At 61.0% G+C, this 20,249-nt stretch carries 14 protein-coding genes and 1 pseudogene; 5 read left to right on the top strand and 10 right to left on the bottom strand.

The genetic code is table 11. The annotated features are described in order from the left end of the window. Nucleotides 1-54 precede the first annotated feature (54 nt). From IMW75_RS08170 to IMW75_RS08140, 7 genes and pseudogenes are all read right to left on the bottom strand, one after another. Nucleotides 55-2,136 (bottom strand): putative bifunctional diguanylate cyclase/phosphodiesterase, encoded by a 2,082-nt coding sequence (locus IMW75_RS08170; RefSeq protein ID WP_205892318.1) that lies wholly within the window; start codon nt 2,134-2,136, stop codon nt 55-57. 270 nt (nt 2,137-2,406) lie between these two features. Further along, nucleotides 2,407-3,885, bottom strand: coding sequence for an efflux transporter outer membrane subunit (locus IMW75_RS08165; RefSeq protein ID WP_205892317.1), 1,479 nt, complete (start codon nt 3,883-3,885; stop codon nt 2,407-2,409). Further along, complete coding sequence (locus IMW75_RS08160; protein ID WP_205892316.1) at nt 3,882-6,989, bottom strand: efflux RND transporter permease subunit; 3,108 nt, start codon at nt 6,987-6,989, stop codon at nt 3,882-3,884. The genes IMW75_RS08165 and IMW75_RS08160 overlap by 4 nt, the downstream gene beginning before the upstream one ends. Beyond that, nucleotides 6,986-10,090 (bottom strand): MdtB/MuxB family multidrug efflux RND transporter permease subunit, encoded by a 3,105-nt coding sequence (locus IMW75_RS08155; RefSeq protein ID WP_205892315.1) that lies wholly within the window; start codon nt 10,088-10,090, stop codon nt 6,986-6,988. The genes IMW75_RS08160 and IMW75_RS08155 overlap by 4 nt, the downstream gene beginning before the upstream one ends. Further along, nucleotides 10,087-11,397, bottom strand: a complete 1,311-nt coding sequence (locus IMW75_RS08150; RefSeq protein ID WP_045058626.1) for an MdtA/MuxA family multidrug efflux RND transporter periplasmic adaptor subunit — start codon at nt 11,395-11,397, stop codon at nt 10,087-10,089. The genes IMW75_RS08155 and IMW75_RS08150 overlap by 4 nt, the downstream gene beginning before the upstream one ends. Before the next feature lie 184 nt (nt 11,398-11,581). Then, nucleotides 11,582-12,082, bottom strand: coding sequence for a thiol peroxidase (gene tpx / locus IMW75_RS08145; RefSeq protein WP_045058627.1), 501 nt, complete (start codon nt 12,080-12,082; stop codon nt 11,582-11,584). A 248-nt stretch (nt 12,083-12,330) separates the two neighbouring features. Beyond that, nucleotides 12,331-12,492: pseudogene (locus tag IMW75_RS08140) on the bottom strand (DUF3313 family protein); the annotation flags it as partial. Nucleotides 12,493-12,579: 87 nt separating this feature from the next. Here IMW75_RS08140 and IMW75_RS08135 point away from each other — a divergent pair. Next, nucleotides 12,580-14,928, top strand: a complete 2,349-nt coding sequence (locus IMW75_RS08135; protein ID WP_205892314.1) for a tetratricopeptide repeat protein — start codon at nt 12,580-12,582, stop codon at nt 14,926-14,928. A 143-nt stretch (nt 14,929-15,071) separates the two neighbouring features. On the opposite strand, the gene IMW75_RS08130 is transcribed toward IMW75_RS08135, so the two are convergent. The 3 genes from IMW75_RS08130 to IMW75_RS08120 form a co-directional block, all read right to left on the bottom strand. Then, nucleotides 15,072-15,566: a hypothetical protein gene (locus IMW75_RS08130; protein ID WP_205892313.1), complete on the bottom strand. Its 495-nt coding sequence runs from the start codon at nt 15,564-15,566 to the stop codon at nt 15,072-15,074. Nucleotides 15,567-15,675: 109 nt separating this feature from the next. Further along, nucleotides 15,676-16,197, bottom strand: coding sequence for a GNAT family N-acetyltransferase (locus IMW75_RS08125; RefSeq protein ID WP_205892312.1), 522 nt, complete (start codon nt 16,195-16,197; stop codon nt 15,676-15,678). 57 nt (nt 16,198-16,254) lie between these two features. After that, a complete protein-coding gene (locus IMW75_RS08120; RefSeq protein ID WP_205892311.1) occupies nt 16,255-16,695 on the bottom strand; it encodes a carboxymuconolactone decarboxylase family protein in 441 nt (146 codons plus the stop codon). Between the two features lie 206 nt (nt 16,696-16,901). Here IMW75_RS08120 and pdxR point away from each other — a divergent pair, with 206 nt between their 5' ends. From pdxR to IMW75_RS08100, 4 genes are all read left to right on the top strand, one after another. Further along, nucleotides 16,902-18,335: a MocR-like pyridoxine biosynthesis transcription factor PdxR gene (gene pdxR, locus IMW75_RS08115; protein ID WP_205892310.1), complete on the top strand. Its 1,434-nt coding sequence runs from the start codon at nt 16,902-16,904 to the stop codon at nt 18,333-18,335. A 124-nt stretch (nt 18,336-18,459) separates the two neighbouring features. Then, entirely contained in the window at nt 18,460-18,753 is a 294-nt protein-coding gene (locus IMW75_RS08110) for a putative quinol monooxygenase (protein WP_205892309.1), read from the top strand. Nucleotides 18,754-18,850: 97 nt separating this feature from the next. Next, the gene (locus IMW75_RS08105; RefSeq protein WP_205892308.1) at nt 18,851-19,267 is read left to right on the top strand and encodes a cupin domain-containing protein; all 417 of its coding nucleotides are present in this window, start codon (nt 18,851-18,853) and stop codon (nt 19,265-19,267) included. A gap of 228 nt (nt 19,268-19,495) precedes the next feature. Continuing rightward, nucleotides 19,496-20,206, top strand: a complete 711-nt coding sequence (locus IMW75_RS08100; RefSeq protein ID WP_205892307.1) for an ATPase — start codon at nt 19,496-19,498, stop codon at nt 20,204-20,206. Nucleotides 20,207-20,249: the final 43 nt, after the last annotated feature.

Raw genomic sequence — 20,249 nt, 5'->3', positions numbered from 1 at the left:
CATCGGCGGTTTTTGCATGGTCAGGGGTGTCATTACTGACGCCATCGCGGTCCATCAGACCGCCGCCATCTGCTCCCCACGAACAATATCCATCATGAAGCGCTCGGCCGGCAGCGGATGGCCGAGCAGATACCCTTGCAACGAGTCACAGCCCAACTGCGTCAGGAAGTCCTGCTGCACGTCGGTCTCCACCCCCTCCGCCACTATCCGCAGGCCCAGCGCCCGCCCCAGGGCGACGATGGCCGAAACGATGGCGGCGTCATCACTGTCGCGCTCCAGATCACGAACGAAACCACGGTCGATCTTCAACTCGTTGGCCGGCAGGCGCTTGAGGTACATCAGGCTGGAATAGCCGGTACCGAAGTCATCGATAGACAGGTCCACGCCCATGTCCGACAGCGCCTGCAGCACCGTCATGCTCGCATCGGCGTCGCTCATGGCCGTGGTTTCGGTGATTTCCAGAGTCAGGCTGTTGGCCGGCAGATGGTGAGTCGCCAGGGCCTTGGCGACGCTCTGGACCAGACCGGCATGGCAAAACTGCAACGCCGAAAGATTCACCGCGATGCGCCAGTCGGTGTACCCCAGCACATACCACTCGCGCATCTGCCGACAGGCTTCATTGAGCACCCATTCGCCGATCGGAATGATCAACCCGGTCTTTTCCGCCAGCTCGATGAACTTGTCCGGCAGCAGCATGCCCTGGGTCGGATGCACCCAGCGCAACAACGCCTCGGCACCGATCGGACGGCCATTGGCGGCATCGAACTTGGGTTGGTAATAAAGACTGAATTGCTGTTGCTCCAGTGCCGCGCGCAGGTCCTGCAACAGCTGCAGTTGCTTGCGCGCGTTGCTGTTCATTGAAGCGTCAAAGAAGCTGTAGCCGTTCTTGCCGGTGCCCTTGGCGTGATACATCGCGGCATCGGCGTTCATCAGCAATTCCTGGGCGGTTTCGCCGTTGCCCGGATAGACCGCAATGCCGACGCTGGCGGATATCTGCAGGTCATGTTCGGCGACGCGAAACGAACGCGCAATCAAGCCGACCTGGCGCGCGGCCAGATTCAGCGCTTCATCCTGCTCGGCCAGTTGCACCAGCAAGACGAACTCGTCACCGCCAATTCGCGCCAGGGTGTCCTGACTGCGCAGTTCCACCCGCAGGCGCTGGGCCACTTCGCACAACAACTGATCGCCCATATGGTGACCGAATGCATCATTGACTGGTTTAAAACCGTCCAGATCGATGAACATCAGCGCAAAACAGCCGCCCTGTTCACGCACCACCAGCATCGCCTGGTCGATGCGATCGGCGAGCAGCACCCTGTTCGGCAACCCGGTCAATGGATCATGCAGGGCCAGTTGGGTCAGTTCGCGGTTGGCCTCGGTCAGTGACTGGGCCAGATGCGCCGTTCGCGCTTCCATCCGCGCGTCGAGAATCGAAGTCAGCAAGGCGATGGTCAGCACCGCCAGGGTGGTAATCAGCACCAGGTTGTCCAGCCCGCTCCCGCTCAGGCCGCTGGACGCAGCGCCGCAAAAGCTGCCGTCGGGAAAGCGCGCCGCAGCCATCCCGGTATAGTGCATGCCGACAATCGCGATGCCCATGATCACTGCCGCACCGGCGCGCATCAGCGCAACATGGGGCGTGTGCTGACGCAGCCGGAAGGCGATCCATAAAGCCGCGCCCGAGGCACCCACCGCGATCAACAGCGAGGCACTGAACAACGCGGGATCGTAATCGATGCCCGGTTGCATGCGCATGGCCGCCATGCCGGTGTAGTGCATGGCGCTGATCCCGCTGCCCATGGTCAGCGCGCCGAACAGCAGCTGCCAGGCAGGTAGTCGGGGCTGGCTGACCAGCCACAGGGCGAAGCCACAGGACAGCATCGCAATCAGCAACGACAGCAGGGTCAGCGTGACGTCGTAGCCCAGGTCTATGGGCAGGGTGAACGCAAGCATGCCGATAAAATGCATCGACCATACGCCTACACCCATGGCAAAGGCGCCGCCAGCCGTCCACAACGCAACCGCAGGGCCCTTGGCCGTGGCAATACGTTCGGTGAGGTTGAGCGCAGTGTAGGAAGCGAGAATCGCGACGAACAGGGAAATGATAACCAGCGTGGGGGAATAGCTACCAATAAGCATCGGAGTTCTCGAAATGACCCGTACTGCTTCCCTGCCCGGCGGTGTTGAAGTTGGCGATTGTACTAACTCTCAGGAGGAACGCACTGAGAAAATCAGCAAAAGGCCATCAAGCCGATGAAACGCTTGTTTGAACAGTTAAACGGTGGGGCAATACCCTTATCTGTAGGTGCGAGCTTGCTCGCGATGGACGCTAACGATGACGCGTTTTGCCTGGAATAACGCGGTGTTCTGACGTCCATCGCGAGCAAGCTCGCTCCTACAGGAGGGACGCTACTGTGCGCTCTGCTCCAGCTGCCCATCCCAACCACCGCCCAGCGCTGCAATCAACTGCACGCTGGCGATCAACCGGCTCTGCAACAGGCTGAGCATGCTGCGTTCATTACTCAGAGCCGTCGCCTGTACAACCACCACGTCAATATAGGCAATCAACCCCGCCTTGTACTGGTTCTGGGTCAGGCGCAGGGAATCTCGGGCCGCATCCAGCGCCTGCTGGCGCACTTCGGATTCGTCTTCCAGCACCTTCAACTGCACCAGATAGTTCTCCACTTCACGGAAGCCGTCGAGTACGGTCTGGCGATACTTGGCCACGGTTTCATCGTAGGCGGCTTCGCTGCGGTCCACTTCAGCCGAGCGCTGGCCGCCGTCGAACAGGGTCATGGCCAGTTGGGGGCCGACGGACCAGAAGCGATTCGGCACGCTTATCCAGTTGGAAGAGGTGCTGCTGCTGTAGCCGCCGTTGAGGCTCAGTGTCAGGTCCGGGTAATACGCCGCCTTGGCCACGCCAATGTTGGCATTGGCCGCCATCACCGAGCGCTCGGCCGAGGCAATGTCCGGCCGCCGTTCCAGCAGTTGTGAAGGCAGGTTCAGCGGCACCTCGGGCAAGGTCGGGATATCACGGGATTCGGCCAGGTTGAACTGTGCTGGCGGCAAGCCGATCAGCACCGCAATGGCATTTTCGAACTGCGCGCGCTGCCAGATCAGGTCGACCATGTCGGCCTGGGTGCTCTTGAGCTGGGTCTGCGCCTGGGCCACTGCATCCTTGCCGGAGACTCCGGCGCGGTACTGGTTTTGGGTCATTTTCAGCGAGCGCTCGTAGGCTTCCACCGTCGCTTGCAGCAGGCGTTTTTGTTCGTCGATAACCCGCAACTGCAGGTAGTTCTGCACCAGTTCCGATTGCTGGCTCAGGCGCATGGCCGCCAGGTCGGCATAACTCGCCTGGGCATTGGCGGTGTCCGCTTCCAGGCCGCGGCGTAGCTTGCCCCAGACGTCAGCCTCCCAACTCACGCCGGCCTGCGCCGTGTAAGTGTCACGGATGCCACTGGAAGAACTGCTCAGGCTGGAACTGCTGCTACCGGTGCCCTGGCTGGAGCGGTTCTTGCCCACGGTCAGGTCCACGGTCGGAAAAAATGCGCCACGGGCGCTGCGCACCAGCGCCTGGGCCTGGCGGTACTGGGCTTCGGACTGGGCGACGGTCTGGTTGGCGCTGTTGAGTTTGTCGATCAGGCCGTTGAGCTGCTGATCGCCATACAACTCCCACCAGGCTCCGCGCGCCAGCGAATCGCTGGGGTTGGCCTGACGCCAGCCGGCCGCTTCCTTGTACTGCACCGGGGCCGCCGCTTGCGGGCGCTGGTAATCCGGCCCGATGGCGCAAGCACTGAGCAACGACACGCACAGTGCCAGGCTCAGCAGGCGCGAGCCGCGAGCCGGGACCAGGGGTGCGGCCAGGGTGAAAAGCGAACGGTCAGTCATAGCGGAGTTTCCAGAGCAGCATCGGTACGCACCCCACGCCAGTGGTTGAAGCGATGGCGCAGTTTGTCGAGATAGAGGTAGACCACCGGGGTGGTGTAAAGGGTCAGCACCTGGCTGAAGATCAGCCCGCCAATAATCGTCAGGCCCAACGGCTGGCGCATTTCGGCCCCTTCGGCGCGACTGAGCAGCAAGGGCAAGGCCCCGAGAATCGCGGCCAGGGTGGTCATCAGGATGGGCCGCAGACGCTGCAGGCAGGCGCTGCGAATCGATTCCAGCGGCGCCAGGCCCTGATGCCGCTCGAGCTGCAAGGCCAGGTCGATCATCAGGATCGCGTTTTTCTTCACCACGCCAATCAGCAGAAACAGCCCCAACAGCGAGATCAGGCTGAATTCCCCGCCCAGCGCATAGATCGACAGCAATGCGCCGACGCCGGCAGACGGCAAGGTCGAGAGGATGGTCAGTGGATGTATGTAGCTTTCATAGAGCACGCCCAGCACCAGGTACACCGCGACCAGCGCGCCAAGGATCATCCATGGCTGGCTCTTCTGCGTGGCAGCGAACGCGTCAGCAGTCCCGGCGACTTTGACAATCACGTCTTCCGGCATGCCCAGCCGCGCAATCGCCCGCTCGATGGCGGCGGTCCCCTGCTCCACCGTCACGCCTTCGGCCATGTCGAAGGAGATGCTTTCGGAGGCGAACTGGCCCTCGTGGCTGACCCGGTCGTCTTCCAGGCTGTTTTCGTAATGGGCAATGGTCGACAGCGGAACCCGTGCACCGTCGGCGGTAATCACCTGCACCTGCTTGAGGGTAATCGGGTCCTGGGCGTATTTCTGGTTGACCTCCATCACCACCTGATACTGGTTCAGGCTGTCGTAGATGGTCGAGATCTGCCGCTGGCTGTAGGCGTTGTTGAGCACCGAAGTGACCATGTTCATGTCGATGCCCAGGCGCTTGGCCTGATCGCGGTCGACAATCAGCGTGACTTGCTGAGCGCCGCGGCCTTCACGGGCGTCGATGGCCGTCAGTTCGGGCAAAGCCTTCAGCGCGGTCACGACCTTCGGGTACCACTCACGCAATGAGCCCAGGTCCGCGCTTTGCAGGATGTAGGAGTATTGCGAGGTGGTCTGCTCGCGGCCACCGCCGAATTGCAAATCCTGGTCCGCCATCAGCATCAGTTGCGCACCGGGAACCTTGGGCATCTCCTTGCGCAGGCGCTCGATGACCTTCTGGGCGGAGATGTTGCGCTCCTTAATCGGTTTGAGGCGCACCAGCATGAAGGCGTTGTTGGTGCCGTTGCTGCCGCCAATGAAACCGGCGACGCTCTCAACGGCCGGGTCTTTCAATACTGCACGACGGAAAACCTCCATCTTGGGTTGCATCACGGTGAATGACAGCCCGTCATCCCCGCGCACGAAACCGATCAGCTGACCGGTATCCTGCTGCGGCATAAATGTTTTAGGAACAACAACATACAGCGCAATGTTAACGCCAATTGTCACGAACAGACTGAGCAGTGTCAGGCGCCGATGGCGCAGCACCCAGTCGAGGCTGGTGGCGTATTTGGCGACCATCCAGTCGTTGGTCCGGCGGCTGACGCGCTGCAGGCGGTTCTCCTGGCCCGGCGTATGGGGCTTGAGCCAGCGGGCGCAGAGCATTGGCGTGAGGGTCAGCGAAACCACCAGCGAGACCACGATGGACGCCGCCAGGGTGATGGAGAATTCGCGGAACAGGCTTTCAATGATGCCGCCCATGAACAGGATCGACAGGAACACCGCCACCAGCGAGACGTTCATCGACAACAGGGTGAAACCGACCTCTTCGGCCCCCAGATAAGCGGCCTTCATCGGCGGCACACCCTCGTCGATGTGCCGGGAAATGTTCTCCAGCACCACGATGGCGTCGTCCACCACCAGCCCGGTCGCCAGGATCAGCGCCATCAGCGACAGGTTGTTCAGGGAGAACCCGTAGAGGTACATCACCGCAAACGTACCGACCAGCGACACCGGCACTGCCAGGGTCGGAATCAGCGAAGCACGGAAGTTGCCGAGGAACAGGAACACCACCAGGATCACCAGCGCCACGGCGATCAGCAAGGTCATTTCCGCTTCATGCAGGGTGGCCTTGATCACCGGCGAACGGTCCATGGCCAGGTTCAGCTTGACGCTGGCCGGCAGCACGGCCTGCAGCGCGGGCAACTGGGCCTTGATTTCGTTGACGGTCTCGATGATGTTGGCGCCGGCCTGGCGGTTGATGACCAGCAGCACTGCGGCGTCGTCGTTGAAGAAACCGCTGTTGTAGCGGTCTTCGACGCCATCGCTGACCTTGGCCACATCCTTGAGGCGCAATGCCGCGCCGTCGGCGTAGTGAATGATCAGCGACTCGTAGTCCTTGGCCTTTTCCAGCTGGTCGTTGGCCTGGATCTGCCACAGCCGCTCGCCGTCCTCGACCGCGCCCTTGGGCCGGCGCACGTTGGCATTGGCGATGGCCGTGCGCACATCATCGAGGGCCACGCCGTACTGGTTGAGCGCCTGGGGTTCGAGCTCGATGCGCACCGCAGGCAGGGAACTGCCGCCGATCTGCACTTCGCCCACGCCCTGCACCTGCGACAGGCTCTGGGACAGAATGGTCGAGGCCAGGTCGTACAGCTGGCCCTTCTCCAGCACATCCGAGGTCAGGGACAGCACCATGATCGGCGCCTGGGACGGGTTGACCTTCTTGTAGGTCGGCATACTGCGCATGCCACTGGGCAGCAGATTGCGCGACGCGTTGATCGCCGCCTGTACTTCCCGCGCCGCGCCGTTGATATCGCGGTCGAGGTCAAATTGCAGGATCACCCGTGTCGAGCCCTGGCTGGATCGGCTGCTCATGGTGTTGACCCCGGCAATCGCCCCGAACGAACGTTCCAGCGGCGTGGCCACGGTCGACGCCATGACCTCGGGGCTGGCACCCGGCAGGCTGGCCTGGACCACGATCACCGGGAAATCCATTTGCGGCAGCGGCGATACCGGCAACAGGCCGAAGCTCACGCCGCCCAGCAACATGATCGCCAGGCTCAACAGCATGGTAGCGACCGGCCGCTTGATGAAAGGTCCGGACAGGTTCATGTCTGCTCTACCGCTTCCACGGGTTCGGACTTATGACCCCAACGACGACCCAGACGATCGAAATAGAGGTAGATGACCGGGGTGGTAAACAAGGTCAGGACCTGGCTCACCAGCAACCCGCCCACCATCACCAGCCCCAGGGGCTGGCGCAGTTCCGCGCCGGAGCCGGTGGCCAGCATCAGCGGTACCGCACCGAACAAGGCTGCCAGGGTGGTCATCAGGATCGGCCGAAAGCGCAGCAATGCCGCCTGGTAGATCGCCGTCTCCGGGTCCAGCCCCTGATTACGTTCGGCGTCGAGGGCGAAGTCGATCATCATGATCGCGTTCTTCTTGACGATACCGATCAGCAGGATGATGCCGATGATCGCGATCATGCCCAGGTCATTGCCACTCAACAGTAACGCCAGCAAGGCGCCCACTGCGGCCGAGGGCAAGGTCGAGAGGATGGTGATCGGGTGGATGTAGCTCTCGTAAAGCACGCCCAGCACGATGTACATGGTCACCACCGCCGCCAGGATCAGCAGCAACGTGCTCGACAACGACGCCTGGAAGGCTTCGGCTGCACCCTGGAACTGGGTCTGCACGCCCAGCGGCATGCCAATGTCCTGCTGCACCTGTTCAATGATGTCCACCGCATGCCCCAGCGCCACGCCGGGAGCGAGGTTGAACGACATCATCACCGCCGGGAACTGGCCAATGTGGGTGATTGCCAGCTGAGCCTGACGTTGCTCGATATGGGCCAGGCTGGACAGGCGCACCTGGCCGCCATCGGTGGTCTTGACGTGGATCTGGTTCAAGGCATCCGGGCCGATTTTCTCGCCGGACTGCGCCTGCAGCACCACGCGATACTGGCTGGCCTGGGTATAGATGGTAGAGATCTGTCGCTGGCCGAACGCGTCATACAGGGCGTCGGTGATATTCGCTACCGAAACCCCTACCCGGGACGCCGCGTCGCGGTCGATCACCAGGTAGACCTGCAGGCCCTTGTCCTGCAAGTCGCTGGCCACGTCCGTCAGCTCGGGTCGCTGCGCCAGGGCCTCGACCAGACGGCCGCTCCACAGGCTGAGCAAATCCGAGTCCGGGGACGACATGCTGAACTGGTACTGCGTGCGGCTGACCCGATCCTCGATGGTCAGGTCCTGCACCGGCTGCATGAACAGGCGAATACCGACCAGTTTGTCTACTTCGGGTTGCAGGCGGGCGATGATTTCGCTGGCGCTCAGGTCCCGGGCGCTGTGAGGCTTGAGGTTGATCAGCAAGCGCCCGCTGTTGAGCGTCGAGTTGTCACCATCGACGCCAATGTAGGACGACAGGCTTTCCACCGCCGGATCAGCCAGGATGATTTTCGCCAGGTCCTGCTGACGCTGGCTCATGGCGGCAAAGGAAATCGACTGCGGGGCTTCAGATATGCCCTGGATCACCCCGGTGTCCTGCACCGGAAAAAAACCCTTGGGCACGATCATGTACAGGAACACCGTCAGCGCCAGTGTGCCGACCGCCACCAGCAGCGTCAGCGGCTGATGTTTGAGCACCCACTGCAACTTGCGCCCATAAGCGGCGATCATCCAGTCGATGACGGCGCCACTGGCACGATAGAAACGCCCCTGCTCCTTTTCTTCGGGCTCGCGCTTAAGCAGCCGCGCGCACATCATCGGCGTCAGGGTCAGGGATACGACCAGGGAAATCAGGATGGCCACCGCCAGGGTGATGGCGAACTCGCGGAACAGGCGCCCTACCACGTCGGCCATGAACAGCAACGGAATCAGTACGGCGATCAGCGACAGCGTCAGGGAAATCAGGGTGAAACCGATCTGTTTGGCGCCCTTGAGCGCGGCGTTCAACGGGGTTTCGCCTTCTTCGATATAGCGGGAAATGTTTTCCAGCATCACGATCGCATCGTCCACCACAAACCCGGTGGCGATGGTCAGGGCCATCAGGGTCAGGTTGTTGACCGAGAACCCGGCGAGGTACATCACGCCAAAGGTGCCGATCAGCGACAGCGGCACGGCAACCGAGGGGATGATGGTGGCGCTGGCACGACGCAGGAACAGGAACGTGACCATGACTACCAGGGCAATGGCGATCAGCAGTTCGTGCTGCACGTCCGTCACCGAAGCGCGGATGGTCTGGGTCCGGTCGGTGAGCACGGTGACCTCGAGGCCGGCCGGCAGGTTGTCAGTGATGCTCGGCAGCAGCGCCTTGATCCGGTCCACCACTTCGATGACGTTGGCCCCGGGCTGGCGCTGGATATTGAGCAGCACCGCCTGGTTTTCATTGGCCCACGCGGCCAGCCGTTCGTTCTCGGCCCCGTCGACGATCTCTGCCACGTCCTTGAGCCGCAACGGCGCGCCGTTGGCGTACGCGAGGATCAGGTTGGCGTAGTCCACGGGCGAAGTCAGTTGATCGTTGGCATCGAGCATCGACACCCGGGTCGGGCCGTCGAAGTTGCCTTTGGGCTGGTTGACGTTGGACGCACCGATCAGGGTGCGTACGTCAGCCAGGTTCAGGCCGTTGGCCGCCAGGGCCTCCGGGTTGACCTTGATCCGCACCGCCTGGCGCTGGCCGCCGGCGATGCTGACCATGCCGACCCCGCTGATCTGGGCGATTTTCTGCGCCATGCGCGTATCGACCAGGTCATTGAGCTTGGGCAGCAGCATGGTCTTGGAGGTGATCGCCAGGGTCAGGACCGGGGTGTCCGCCGGGTTGACCTTGTTGTACACCGGTGGTGCCGGCAGATCGCTGGGCAGCAGGTTGGTAGCGGCGTTAATCGCGGCCTGGACCTGTTGCTCGGCGACGTCCATGTTGATGTCGAGGCTGAAGCGCAGGGTCAGCACGGAGGCGCCGCCGGAGCTGGTCGAAGCCATCTGCGTGAGGCCGGGCATCTGCCCGAACTGCCGTTCAAGCGGCGCGGTCACGGCGCTGGTCATGACATCCGGGCTGGCGCCGGGATACAGCGTCATCACGCGAATGGTCGGGTAATCGACCTGAGGCAGCGCCGACACCGGCAGCAAGCGGTAGGCGATAATGCCGGCCAGGATAATGGCCAGCATGCTAAGCGTAGTGGCTACCGGGCGAAGGATAAACAGCCGCGAGATGTTCATGCGCCGCCCTTTTTCGCCTTGTCGGTCGCAGTGCTATCAGGCGACGAGGCCGCCGACTTGCCCTGAAGGTGTTCGGTGGGCGCGGTCGGCACGTCCTTGCTGTCATTGACCACTTCCACTTCACTGCCTTCCTTGAGGCGGTCGGTGCCCTCGAGCACTACGCGGTCGCCGGCGGCCAGGCCTTCGGTGATCACGGTGTTGTCACCGTCACTGGCACCGACTTTCAACTGGCGAATGGTGACCTTCTTGTCGCCATCGAGGGCGTAGACGAAGGTGCCATTGGTGCCGAACTGGATGGCGGCCGAAGGTGCCAGCACGACATTTTTCAGGGTGTCGGCCAACAGGTGGACGTTGACGAACTGGTTGGGAAACAGCGACTGGTCGCGATTGTCGTAGCGGGCCTTGAATTTGAGGGTGCCTGTGGTCACGTCGATCTGGTTGTCGAGGCTCTGCAGCACGCCGGTCGCCTGCAATTTGGTGTCCCCCCGGTCCCAGGCTTCAGCAGGTAGCTTGGCCCCCGAACGATAACGCTCCAGCACCACGCTCAGGTTGTTTTCCGGCAAGGTGAAGGCGACGCTGATCGGTTGGGTCTGGGTGATGATGGCCAAGGCCGTGGTGTCATTGGCGGCCACCAGGTTGCCGACGTCCAGCTGACGCAAACCTACACGGCCGGCAATCGGTGCGCGAATTTTGGTGAATTCGAGATTGAGCTTGGCGTCATTGACCGCTGCCTGATTGGTCTTGACCGTGCCCTGATACTGGCCGACCAGCGCCTCGGCGGTATCCAGGGTCTGCTTGGCGATGCTGTCTTCGCGATACAGGCCACGGTAGCGTTCGACATCCACCTGGGCGTTTTTCAACTGCGCCTGGTTCTGCAGCAGGGTTCCTTCGGCCTGAAGCAAGGCATTCTGGTATGGACGCGGGTCGATCTCCGCCAGCAGGTCGCCGGCCTTGACCATCTGGCCTTCCTCAAAGGCAATCTTCACCAGTTCGCCGCCGACCCGGCTACGCACATTGATGGTGTTGAGCGCGGTTACAGTACCCAGCGCCTTGTAGTAAAGGGGAAAATCACCCTTCACAGCCGGCGCCACACGCACCGGAATCGGCCCGGTCGCGCCGCCGAACCCCGGCCGCATCCCCCCGGATTTGCCGGTATGCCCGGCCGCAGCTTTCTGCCCTGCAGACTCTTTCTGGTCGCCTGCGGGCCAGAATTTCCAGCAGACGCCAGCGACGACCAACAGAACTAGCAGGCCGAACAGCCAGCGACGGGGACTACGGGAGGAGGATTGCATTGAATGATCAACCATTGGGCGCGTGGGCTTCTTCTACGGGAGGCTGAACGATAAGCACTGGCGGGTATTAAGCAAAGCGGCTTTACCGGCAATTTACCTTCGGCTTACGTAACAGGATGTTTGTCCAAGACACTGATACAGATACACAAATGAAAACGGCCTGGACAGGGCCAGGCCGTTAACAATTGTAAGCCCGAACTTATTTCAATACAGCAAGCGCTGCTTCGTAATTCGGTTCTTCAGCGATTTCCTTGACCAGCTCGCTGTGCAGGACATTGTCGTTTTCGTCCAGGACCACTACCGCACGAGCGGTCAGGCCTTTGAGCGGACCGTCGGCAATCGCCACGCCGTAGTTCTCGATGAACTCGGCACCGCGCAGGGTCGACAGGTTCTGCACGTTTTCCAGGCCTTCGGAACCGCAGAAACGCGCCTGGGCGAACGGCAGGTCAGCGGAGATGCACAACACCACGGTGTTGGCCACGTCGTTGGCCTGGGCGTTGAACTTGCGCACGGAGGTGGCGCAGGTCGGAGTGTCGACGCTTGGGAAGATGTTCAGCACTTTGCGCTTGCCGGCGAAGCTTGCCAGGGTCACGTCGGACAGATTGCCGGCAACCAGGGAAAAGGCTGGCGCCTTGGAACCGGCTTGTGGCAGTTGGCCGTTGACTTGAACCGGAGAGCCTTTAAGAGTGACTTGAGCCATGAACTGAGTCCTTCTGAACGTTGATTTTGAGAATTTTGAAGAGGCCGAAGTTAACCACGAAATGGGCTGGCGACCTATGCCCGGATACAAATTGTGGTGTATCAGCCAGCGACTGTAATCGTTGACGTCGATTGCCTGCACAAGCTGCGCAGGCGCTGTCGGGACGGATGGTGCTTGTCACCAAAACCCCGTAGGAGCTGCCGAAGGCTGCGATCTTTTGATCTTGATTATAAAAAACAAGATCAAAAGATCGCAGCAGCTACCAGAGCAATCGGGATCACTTCGTAAGGCTTCAGGCCTTCAGTCTTGCTGCTGGCGGCGGTAATGGCGGCGCGCACCACGATCACACCCGGGCCAGGCCCTGCGGCCAGCGGCAAGGACTTGCCAATTTCGCGCTTGAGCGCCTGGTCGATTGACACGGGCCTGGCATCCGGCAAAGCTGCACCGATGCTGCACGCGCGCCTGAAGGTAATCGCACCTGGACTACGGAAGTCGCAATGCCTGAACATAAGAATAAAGCTGCAGATCCGAAGCCTGATTCGCCTTCCAATCTGACGGGGCGCTTGCTGTTTCCGGTCATCATCGCGACGCTGCTCCTGGCAGTGGCGGGGATCGGCTGGTTTCTGCTGAGCAGCACACCAACCCCGGTTGCCCTCGCACCTGCTCCGACTGCCCAACCAGCCAAGGCGCGCCCCGTCGCAATGCCCCCCGCGACCATGGTCGACGAAGTGCAATGCCAAGGCTGCCACAGTCCCCAGGTCAAGGATTGGCAAGGTTCCCATCACCAGCTGGCCATGCAGGACGCCAATGCCGACACGGTGCTGGGTGACTTCAATAACGTCAGCTTCAAGGCGGAAAACGAAACCACACGCTTCTCGCGCAAGGACGATGCTTTCTGGGTCAACACCCCTGGCATCGATGGCAAGAATGCGGACTTCAAGGTGGCCTACACCTTTGGCATCGCGCCGTTGCAGCAGTACCTGATAGAAGTCGGCGAAGGTCGGCTGCAGGCGTTGGGTGTGGCGTGGGATACCGAAAAGCATCGCTGGTTTCACCTGTACCCGGGCCAGGGCGTCAACTTCAAGAATCCGTTGCACTGGAGCAAGCCGAGCCAGAACGCCAATTTCATGTGCGTCGAGTGCCACACCACCGGCTTCAAGCGCAATTTCGATGCCGCAAAAAACACCTTCGACAGTCAGTGGAATAGCCTCGGTGTCGGCTGCCAGGCATGCCATGGCCCGGCCTCGAACCATCTGCAGTGGACGGCGAAAAAAGGTGACCTGGTCCACAAGGGTTTTGCCGTGGATCTCAAGGACCAGAACGCAACCGTCGAACTGGAAACCTGCGCCCGCTGCCATTCCCGGCGAGCGCCCCTGGGAGACGGTTTTACCGTCGGCAAGCGGCTGATGGACGACTACCTGCTCAGCGCCCTGACGCGCGAACTGTATGCGCTGGACGGCAAGATCAAGGATGAGGTGTTCGAGCATGGTTCCTTCGCCCAGAGCAAAATGGCCGACAAGGGCGTGCGCTGCAGCAATTGCCACAACCCCCACAGTAACGAACTGAAGGCGCCCGGTAATGGCGTCTGCCTGCAATGCCACAACACGGCGGGCAAGACCGCCGTCGCCGGGGTGGACGGCAAGGGCTTGCAAGCGAAGAACTACGACTCCATCGAACACACCCGGCACACCATGGGGCAACCCGGCTCGCAATGCGTAGATTGCCATATGCCCGGCAAGTTCTACATGGGCAACGACTTCCGTCACGACCACAGCTTCAGCATTCCCAACCCGGAACGAGCAAAAAAACTCGGCACGCCGGACGCCTGCCTGACCTGTCACCAGGGCAAGGCTGGTGACAAGGTCACTGAACAGTTCAAGCTCTGGAACGCCGCCTCTGCCCCGCAGGCCCCGCGCTACGACGAAAGCCTGTGGCTGATCCGCAATGGCCAGCCCGGTGCCGCCCAAGCCCTGAAAGAGCAGTTGCAACGCAGCAATTTGCCGGCCATCCAGCGCGCGACGCTGCTGGCCGAGTTGGCGCTGTACCCCAGCGAACAGGCCTTGAAACTGGCAAGCAAAGACTTGAACAACCCGGCGCCCCAGGTACGTGAAAGCGCCATCCGGGCGATCAGCGCCATCCTGCCGCCGGCCGAACGCGCCCCCCTGCTGACGCCATTGCTGGTTGACCCGGTGAAGGCCGTACGGATTGCCGCCGCACGCGACCTGCTCGGCGCGGCCCGCGATGGTTTGGGTAACGCCCGGGGCAATTGGGACGTGGCAATCGGCGAGTATGAAGCGGTGCAGAATAGCCTGGCCGAACGTGCCGAAGCCAACCTCAACCTCGCCATGCTGTATCAGGCCAACGGGCGCAGCGCTGAAGTCGAAGGTTTGTTGCGCACTGCGCTCAAGCGCGACCCCGACTTCTACCCGGCACTGGTCACCCTGGTGCAATGGCTGGAAGCGGCCGGACGCAAACAGGAAGCGCAGGCACTCCTCGACCAGGGCCTCAAGGACCACCCGCAAGCAGCGCTGCTCCAGCATTCCCTTGGTCTGGCCCTGATTCGCGCCGGCAAAACCGCCCAAGCCATGCCTGCCCTGCTCAAGGCGGCCCGACTGGAGCCGCAGAACGCGCAATACGGCTATGTACTGGCCGTAGCGCTGCACGACAGCGGCAAGGTTGACGAGGCTTGCCTGGAGCTGGAACGGCTGCTCAAGGAACAGCCGGCCAATCGCAACGCACGACTTTCGCTGATCCAGTATTACCTGGAGAACGGCCAGGAACCCAAGGCCCAGGTATTGCTGCAAGGCTGGAAGAAAATGAACATGGGCGACCCGGCGTTGAAATAACGGCCCGTCCGGCACCGCACTCCAGTTTCCCCTGCCTGATGGCGCTCTCGGGCACCTGGCATCAGTTACGCACCGATTCGACCCTGCGCAGGCTGACGCCCGCAGAGTCAAATCCCGCAAGATCAGAGTGTGTTATCTATCTTTCAGCCGCGCTCGCGGGGGATCAGGCTTTGCAGTTGCTGCGCGAGGAAATTCGCATCGAAGGCAAAGGTATCCGCGTCCTTCAGGCCGTTGGTCTTGCGCCACTGCCAGCTGTTGGAGGGCGGCAGGCAGACCAGCGAAACGCTGCCATAGCGGGCAGCCGTGAGGCCCATGACCGCCAGGGAAATCTGCCCGCCCGTGCCCATCACATCGGGAACGAATTCCACCGGCTTGCCAGCGATCACGATGCTCAGCTTCTCGGTGTTGAACTTCGACGTTTCCACCGCAACACTTGGCCCGAATGCGACATAAGCCGCGCGACTGACTTCCAGCAGGTTGGGCGTCTTGACCGGTTCCAGCCACAGCTGGATCTGGTCGAAAAACTCGCCTATACGCGTCGCCCACACGGCCGATTGCGCCTCAAACAGTTGCTTCTTGTGCGCTTCGCTATCTGCGTATTGGCGAAGCATCTGACCCAGTTGCTGTACGTCGTCCATTGCGGTGTTCCTTTGGTTGAAGCAGTGCTGCGGACGTTGAGCATGGCAGAAGCGAGCCGCCGGCGTACGACTAAACGCGCCAGCGGTGTTTTTTGCGCTGCCGGCCCAATCAGCGGGAGGTGAGCGTGCGACGCAGGCGCGCCATGCTCAAGGTATCCACCAACACCCCGTCACGCACGGCGTAGTCACGAAACAGGCCTTCGGTCTCGAAGCCGAATTTGCGATACAGGCTAATAGCCGCTTCATTGTCGGCATACACCGAAAGCTCGACCCGCTGCAGGTTCATCCAGTTGTCGGCGATGTCCAGGGCGGCGCTGAGCAATCTGGAGCCAACGCCCTTGCCCTGCCACGCTGACGCGACGCCCATGCCAAAGCTGCCCGCATGGCTGCGGCGCACTCGCGAATACTGTTCAAGCCCCAGGTGGCCGATGACCGCGCCCTGATGCAGTGCCACCAGTTTCAGTGCGCGTTCGTTGCCTGCTTCAATGCGCGAGCGCCAGGCCTCTACGGACTGATACGGCATCTGCAGCACCTGGCGCGTGATCGCTGTTTCGTTATAGAGCGCGGCGACGCCTTCGAGATGGGATTCGTTGAAACGTTCGAGGCTGATGACGGGATCGGTGCCAGACATGGGTGATTCATCCTTGATACAGACATGGCAGCCCACTCTATTACAATCCTGCGCCCATCAACAACTCGGGGTTTGGCGGAAACTTACGGCCAGGCGATTCCAGCTGTTAATGGTCGTGACGGCAACGGTCAGGTCGACCATTTCAGCCTCACTGAATTGCTCCCGGGCCTGGGCGTAGACGTCATCCGGAACATGGCTTTGAGCGAGCAGCGTGACCGCCTCGGCCCAGGCCAGTGCGGCGCGCTCACGGGGGTTGAAGAAGTCACTGTCGCGCCACACCACGATCGAATACAGCCGCCGATCGGTCTCGCCCAGGCGTCGCGCATCCACCGAGTGCATGTCAGTGCAGAACGCGCAGCCATTGAGCTGTGAAGCGCGGATCTTGATCAGGTGCAACAACTGCGGTTCGATGCTGAGATGGCTGGTGAGGGCCTCCATGGCGATCATGGCTTTCATCGCCTTGGGCGATGCGCTGTAGTAATCCAGGCGGGAATTCATGGCGAGCCTCGGGGGCCGATAGAGTCAGCCTACGGTAGGCGCGCAACGTGGATCGTTACAGGTCCAATTCGGCGAATTAACCGTTGACCACTGCGGCGCCAGGCCAATCTGCGGTTTTTTACCCGCACAACTACTGCATGTTCGCTCATGCGGGTAATCTTGCGCGATCGCACACGCCCCTGAATCGCCCCCGGAGCCCCGCCGGTATGGAACTTCATGTCGTCATCAACGGCCGCAAGGACCTGGCGGGCCAGTTGTACAAGCAACTGCGCAGCGCCATCGAATCCGGCCGCCTGGCGGCTGGCACCCAGTTGCCGCCCAGCCGCTTGCTGGCAGAGCAACTGGGCATCTCGCGCAAGACCATTTCCGATACCTATGCCCAGCTGACCTACGAGAACTTCCTTACCGGCGTCATCGGCAAAGGTACGTACGTCAACGCCCGCCCGGCCAAAATCACTCGCAAACAGAGCCATTCGGACCTGGCCAGTGCGGAAATCATCGAATCCTGGCGCAGCTTGCCGGTGTTCTTGCGCCACCCGACGCTGGACGGTTCACTGCGCTACGACTTTATTGGTGGCGCCACCAGCAAGGGGCAATTTCCCCAGGACGACTGGCGCAGGTGCACGGCACACGCCCTGCGCCAGATGTCCGGCTCCAAGGGCTTCTACAGCCAGCCTGAAGGCCTGCCGGCGCTGCGCAATGCAATAGCCCGGCATATTGCTTTTTCCCGTGGGGTCAATTGCCAGGATGACGATGTGGTGGTGTGCAACGGCGCACAACAGGCGCTGGACCTGATCTCCCGGGTGCTGACCCGTCCCGGCGGCCTGGTGGCCATGGAAGATCCCGGCTATCCACCGGCGCGCCTGCTGTTTGGCAGCCACGGTGCGACGGTGATCGGTGTGCCGGTGGATAGCGAAGGCATTCAGGTCGACAAGATCCCCTTGGGCACGCGGCTGATCTACGTCACGCCCTCCCATCAATTCCCGCTCGGCATCCCCATGAGTACGCAACGTCGGCTGGCGCTGCTGGAGCGCGCTTATGAGCTGGGGGCGATCATCATCGAGGACGATTACGACAGCGAATTCCGCTATGAGGGCCGGCCGACAGACTCGCTGCAAAGCATGGACGAGCGCGGCATCGTGGCTTACGTCGGTACCTTTTCCAAAACCCTGTTGCCGGAGTTGCGCCTGGGTTATGCGATCTTGCCCCCGGCGATCCTCGAAGCGGTGATTCGCGCCAAGCAGCTCACCGACCTGCACACCTCGACCCTGCCCCAGTGGGCGCTGGCCAAGTTCATCGCCGAGGGGTGCCTGCTCAAGCACATCAGGCGTTGCCACACGATCTATGCCGGTCGACGCGAGCGTATTCTCGAACGCGCAGCCACGGACCTTGCACCCTGGCTCGAAGCGGTCCCTTCCACGGCAGGCTTTCACATGGTGCTGATGTTCAAGGTGCCTATCGATATGCCAGTGCTGGTGGAATTGGCGAAAAAAGTCGAAGTCGGGCTGTATCCGATCGAGGGTTTCTACTACCAGGAGGCGCCAAGAGACGGGCTGCTCATGGGTTTTGGTGCTATCGAAACCCTGGACATCGACCTGGCCCTGAACCGTTTGCGCGACATTCTGCAGCAGGTCGCCTGATCGATTGGCGTAGGGGTTTATCAGGCGATTGGCTATTGGTGGTCCCGGGGCGCAAGCCTATCCTGCTAAGGCGTTTATCCCTCAGTGAGCAGGATTCGTCCGGCCTGATTCAGGAGTGTGAGCAATGTCCACCGAAGTCATCAATACCGTACAGGTGCAGGCCGCTGCCGGCCGCTCCGACGAGCTTGGCAAGCAACTGCAGAGAATTGTTGAAACCCTGCGCCAGCAGCCAGGCTGCGAGTCGTACATGGTCGACCGCTGCCCCGAGGACAGTAACCGCTGGAACGTCAGCGCCCGCTGGCAATCGGAAGCGGCCATGCAGATGCATTTCAACTGCCCTGAAGTACAAGGCTTTATCGGCCTGATCGACAACCAACTGGCCAATGCGGTGGATTTCAACAGTTTCCCCATCCGCTGAGATTGGTCACCTGACCTTCCAGGGAATTGGCTGTTTGCCTGGCCTCACCTGCGCACTAATGTGGGTTCGGACAACCCCATTCTTCCAGGTGATAAACATGAAAATCCTGCGCTTACTCGCTGCTCCCCTTGCGGCACTGACCCTGACCGTTTCCGCTGCTGCACTGGCCCACGAAGCTGCGCCATCGGAAAAGGTCACGGTGCTGCAAGACCAGATGCTGAAAAACGTGCCCGGCAAAAAAGCCTTGATGATCGAGGTCGATTACCAGCCCGGACAGGCCTCTATCGCTCACAAGCATGAAGGCACCGCCATGGCCTACGTGCTGTCCGGCGAGATCATCTCGCAGGTCAAAGGCGAACAAGCAGTGTCGTACAAGGCTGGTGAATACTGGTACGAGCCCGCCGGCTCGGAACACCTGGTCTCGAAAAACGCCAGCGCAACCCAACCCGCGAAACTGTTGGTATTCATGGTGCTGTCGCCGGACGAGAAAGTGTTGATCCCGTTGAAAAACTGATAGCTGAGCAAAGGTCCATAAATAATCAGGCCCATTTCAATTATTTGGGCCTTTTTATTTCTCCGAGCGATGAGTCGCCAATCTTTACGCCGAACAAAACTAATGACCACCTCCGTGGCGTCACCGGCGCTATTTCATAAAATGCTGACAGGACTAATCTTTGAATGACGGCCGGATCGATGTCGGCGATAAACTTCATGAATTAAGCTGTTTCACTGGAGTAACACCATGAAACGCATGCTGATCAGTACACTGACAATGACGGTTATCATAACGGGCTGCTCCGTTCCAACTGCACCGGAATCGGTTGGTCCTCTGCATGGGATATTCTCCCAACCGGTAGGCCGCAGCGCTTCCACCAAGGTGCCCAGCGGGCCCGACAAATCCGTAGGCATTGTCTACAGTCGCAATACCCAGACCAACCGCGCTTACCTCAATGATTACCGCGCCAACGCGGGGACGGGCTTCGGCCAGAGTCTGCTGGTGCAATCCATTCATGACGCCTACGTGGCCACCTCCACACCGGACAGGGCAGTGGACTGGGTCAAGGCTTCGTTGCAGCGCCAGTTTGGCTCGGTGACGGAATACCCGGACATGCAGAGCCTGCGCGCGGCGAGGCCTGATGTGGCAGCAGTCGTCGATGCCCGCAGCCAGTTGATTACCTCGCGCAGTTCTGACGTGGAAGCGGATGTCAGTGCGCACTTCTATGATCGCAACCTTGACTATATCGGCACCGCTCGCGGGTACGACACCAAGTCATTGAGCCCTTTATGGGCTGATTACAAGCGCAGCGAGGAGATAGTTGCAGACATCAACGAACAGCAGGAAGTGCAAGTTCGGGCATTGCAGAAGTTTGACCAGTCGCTCAGTAATTTATTGACCGGACCGACAAGTAATGTATCGATGATTGATGATAACAAAAGCGATAAGTTGTATTGAGTCTAAGGGCCCCTTCGCGGGCAAGCCCGCTCCCACAGGGTTC

The sequence above is a fragment of the Pseudomonas gregormendelii genome, assembly GCF_017114825.1.
Taxonomy (GTDB): Bacteria; Pseudomonadota; Gammaproteobacteria; order Pseudomonadales; family Pseudomonadaceae; genus Aquipseudomonas; species Aquipseudomonas gregormendelii.
This window is presented reverse-complemented; position numbering and strand designations above follow the sequence as displayed.

What these genes read in the sequence shown, in the direction of transcription:
- IMW75_RS08155 (WP_205892315.1), bottom strand. Translation starts at nt 10,090, where the DNA reads ATGAACATCTCGCGGCTGTTTATCCTTCGCCCGGTAGCCACTACGCTT.
- IMW75_RS08120 (WP_205892311.1), bottom strand. Translation starts at nt 16,695, where the DNA reads ATGAATTCCCGCCTGGATTACTACAGCGCATCGCCCAAGGCGATGAAA.
- IMW75_RS08135 (WP_205892314.1), top strand. Translation starts at nt 12,580, where the DNA reads ATGCCTGAACATAAGAATAAAGCTGCAGATCCGAAGCCTGATTCGCCT.
- IMW75_RS08105 (WP_205892308.1), top strand. Translation starts at nt 18,851, where the DNA reads ATGAAAATCCTGCGCTTACTCGCTGCTCCCCTTGCGGCACTGACCCTG.
- IMW75_RS08100 (WP_205892307.1), top strand. Translation starts at nt 19,496, where the DNA reads ATGAAACGCATGCTGATCAGTACACTGACAATGACGGTTATCATAACG.
- IMW75_RS08170 (WP_205892318.1), bottom strand. Translation starts at nt 2,136, where the DNA reads ATGCTTATTGGTAGCTATTCCCCCACGCTGGTTATCATTTCCCTGTTC.
- IMW75_RS08130 (WP_205892313.1), bottom strand. Translation starts at nt 15,566, where the DNA reads ATGGACGACGTACAGCAACTGGGTCAGATGCTTCGCCAATACGCAGAT.
- IMW75_RS08150 (WP_045058626.1), bottom strand. Translation starts at nt 11,397, where the DNA reads ATGGTTGATCATTCAATGCAATCCTCCTCCCGTAGTCCCCGTCGCTGG.
- pdxR (WP_205892310.1), top strand. Translation starts at nt 16,902, where the DNA reads ATGGAACTTCATGTCGTCATCAACGGCCGCAAGGACCTGGCGGGCCAG.
- tpx (WP_045058627.1), bottom strand. Translation starts at nt 12,082, where the DNA reads ATGGCTCAAGTCACTCTTAAAGGCTCTCCGGTTCAAGTCAACGGCCAA.
- IMW75_RS08165 (WP_205892317.1), bottom strand. Translation starts at nt 3,885, where the DNA reads ATGACTGACCGTTCGCTTTTCACCCTGGCCGCACCCCTGGTCCCGGCT.
- IMW75_RS08160 (WP_205892316.1), bottom strand. Translation starts at nt 6,989, where the DNA reads ATGAACCTGTCCGGACCTTTCATCAAGCGGCCGGTCGCTACCATGCTG.
- IMW75_RS08110 (WP_205892309.1), top strand. Translation starts at nt 18,460, where the DNA reads ATGTCCACCGAAGTCATCAATACCGTACAGGTGCAGGCCGCTGCCGGC.
- IMW75_RS08125 (WP_205892312.1), bottom strand. Translation starts at nt 16,197, where the DNA reads ATGTCTGGCACCGATCCCGTCATCAGCCTCGAACGTTTCAACGAATCC.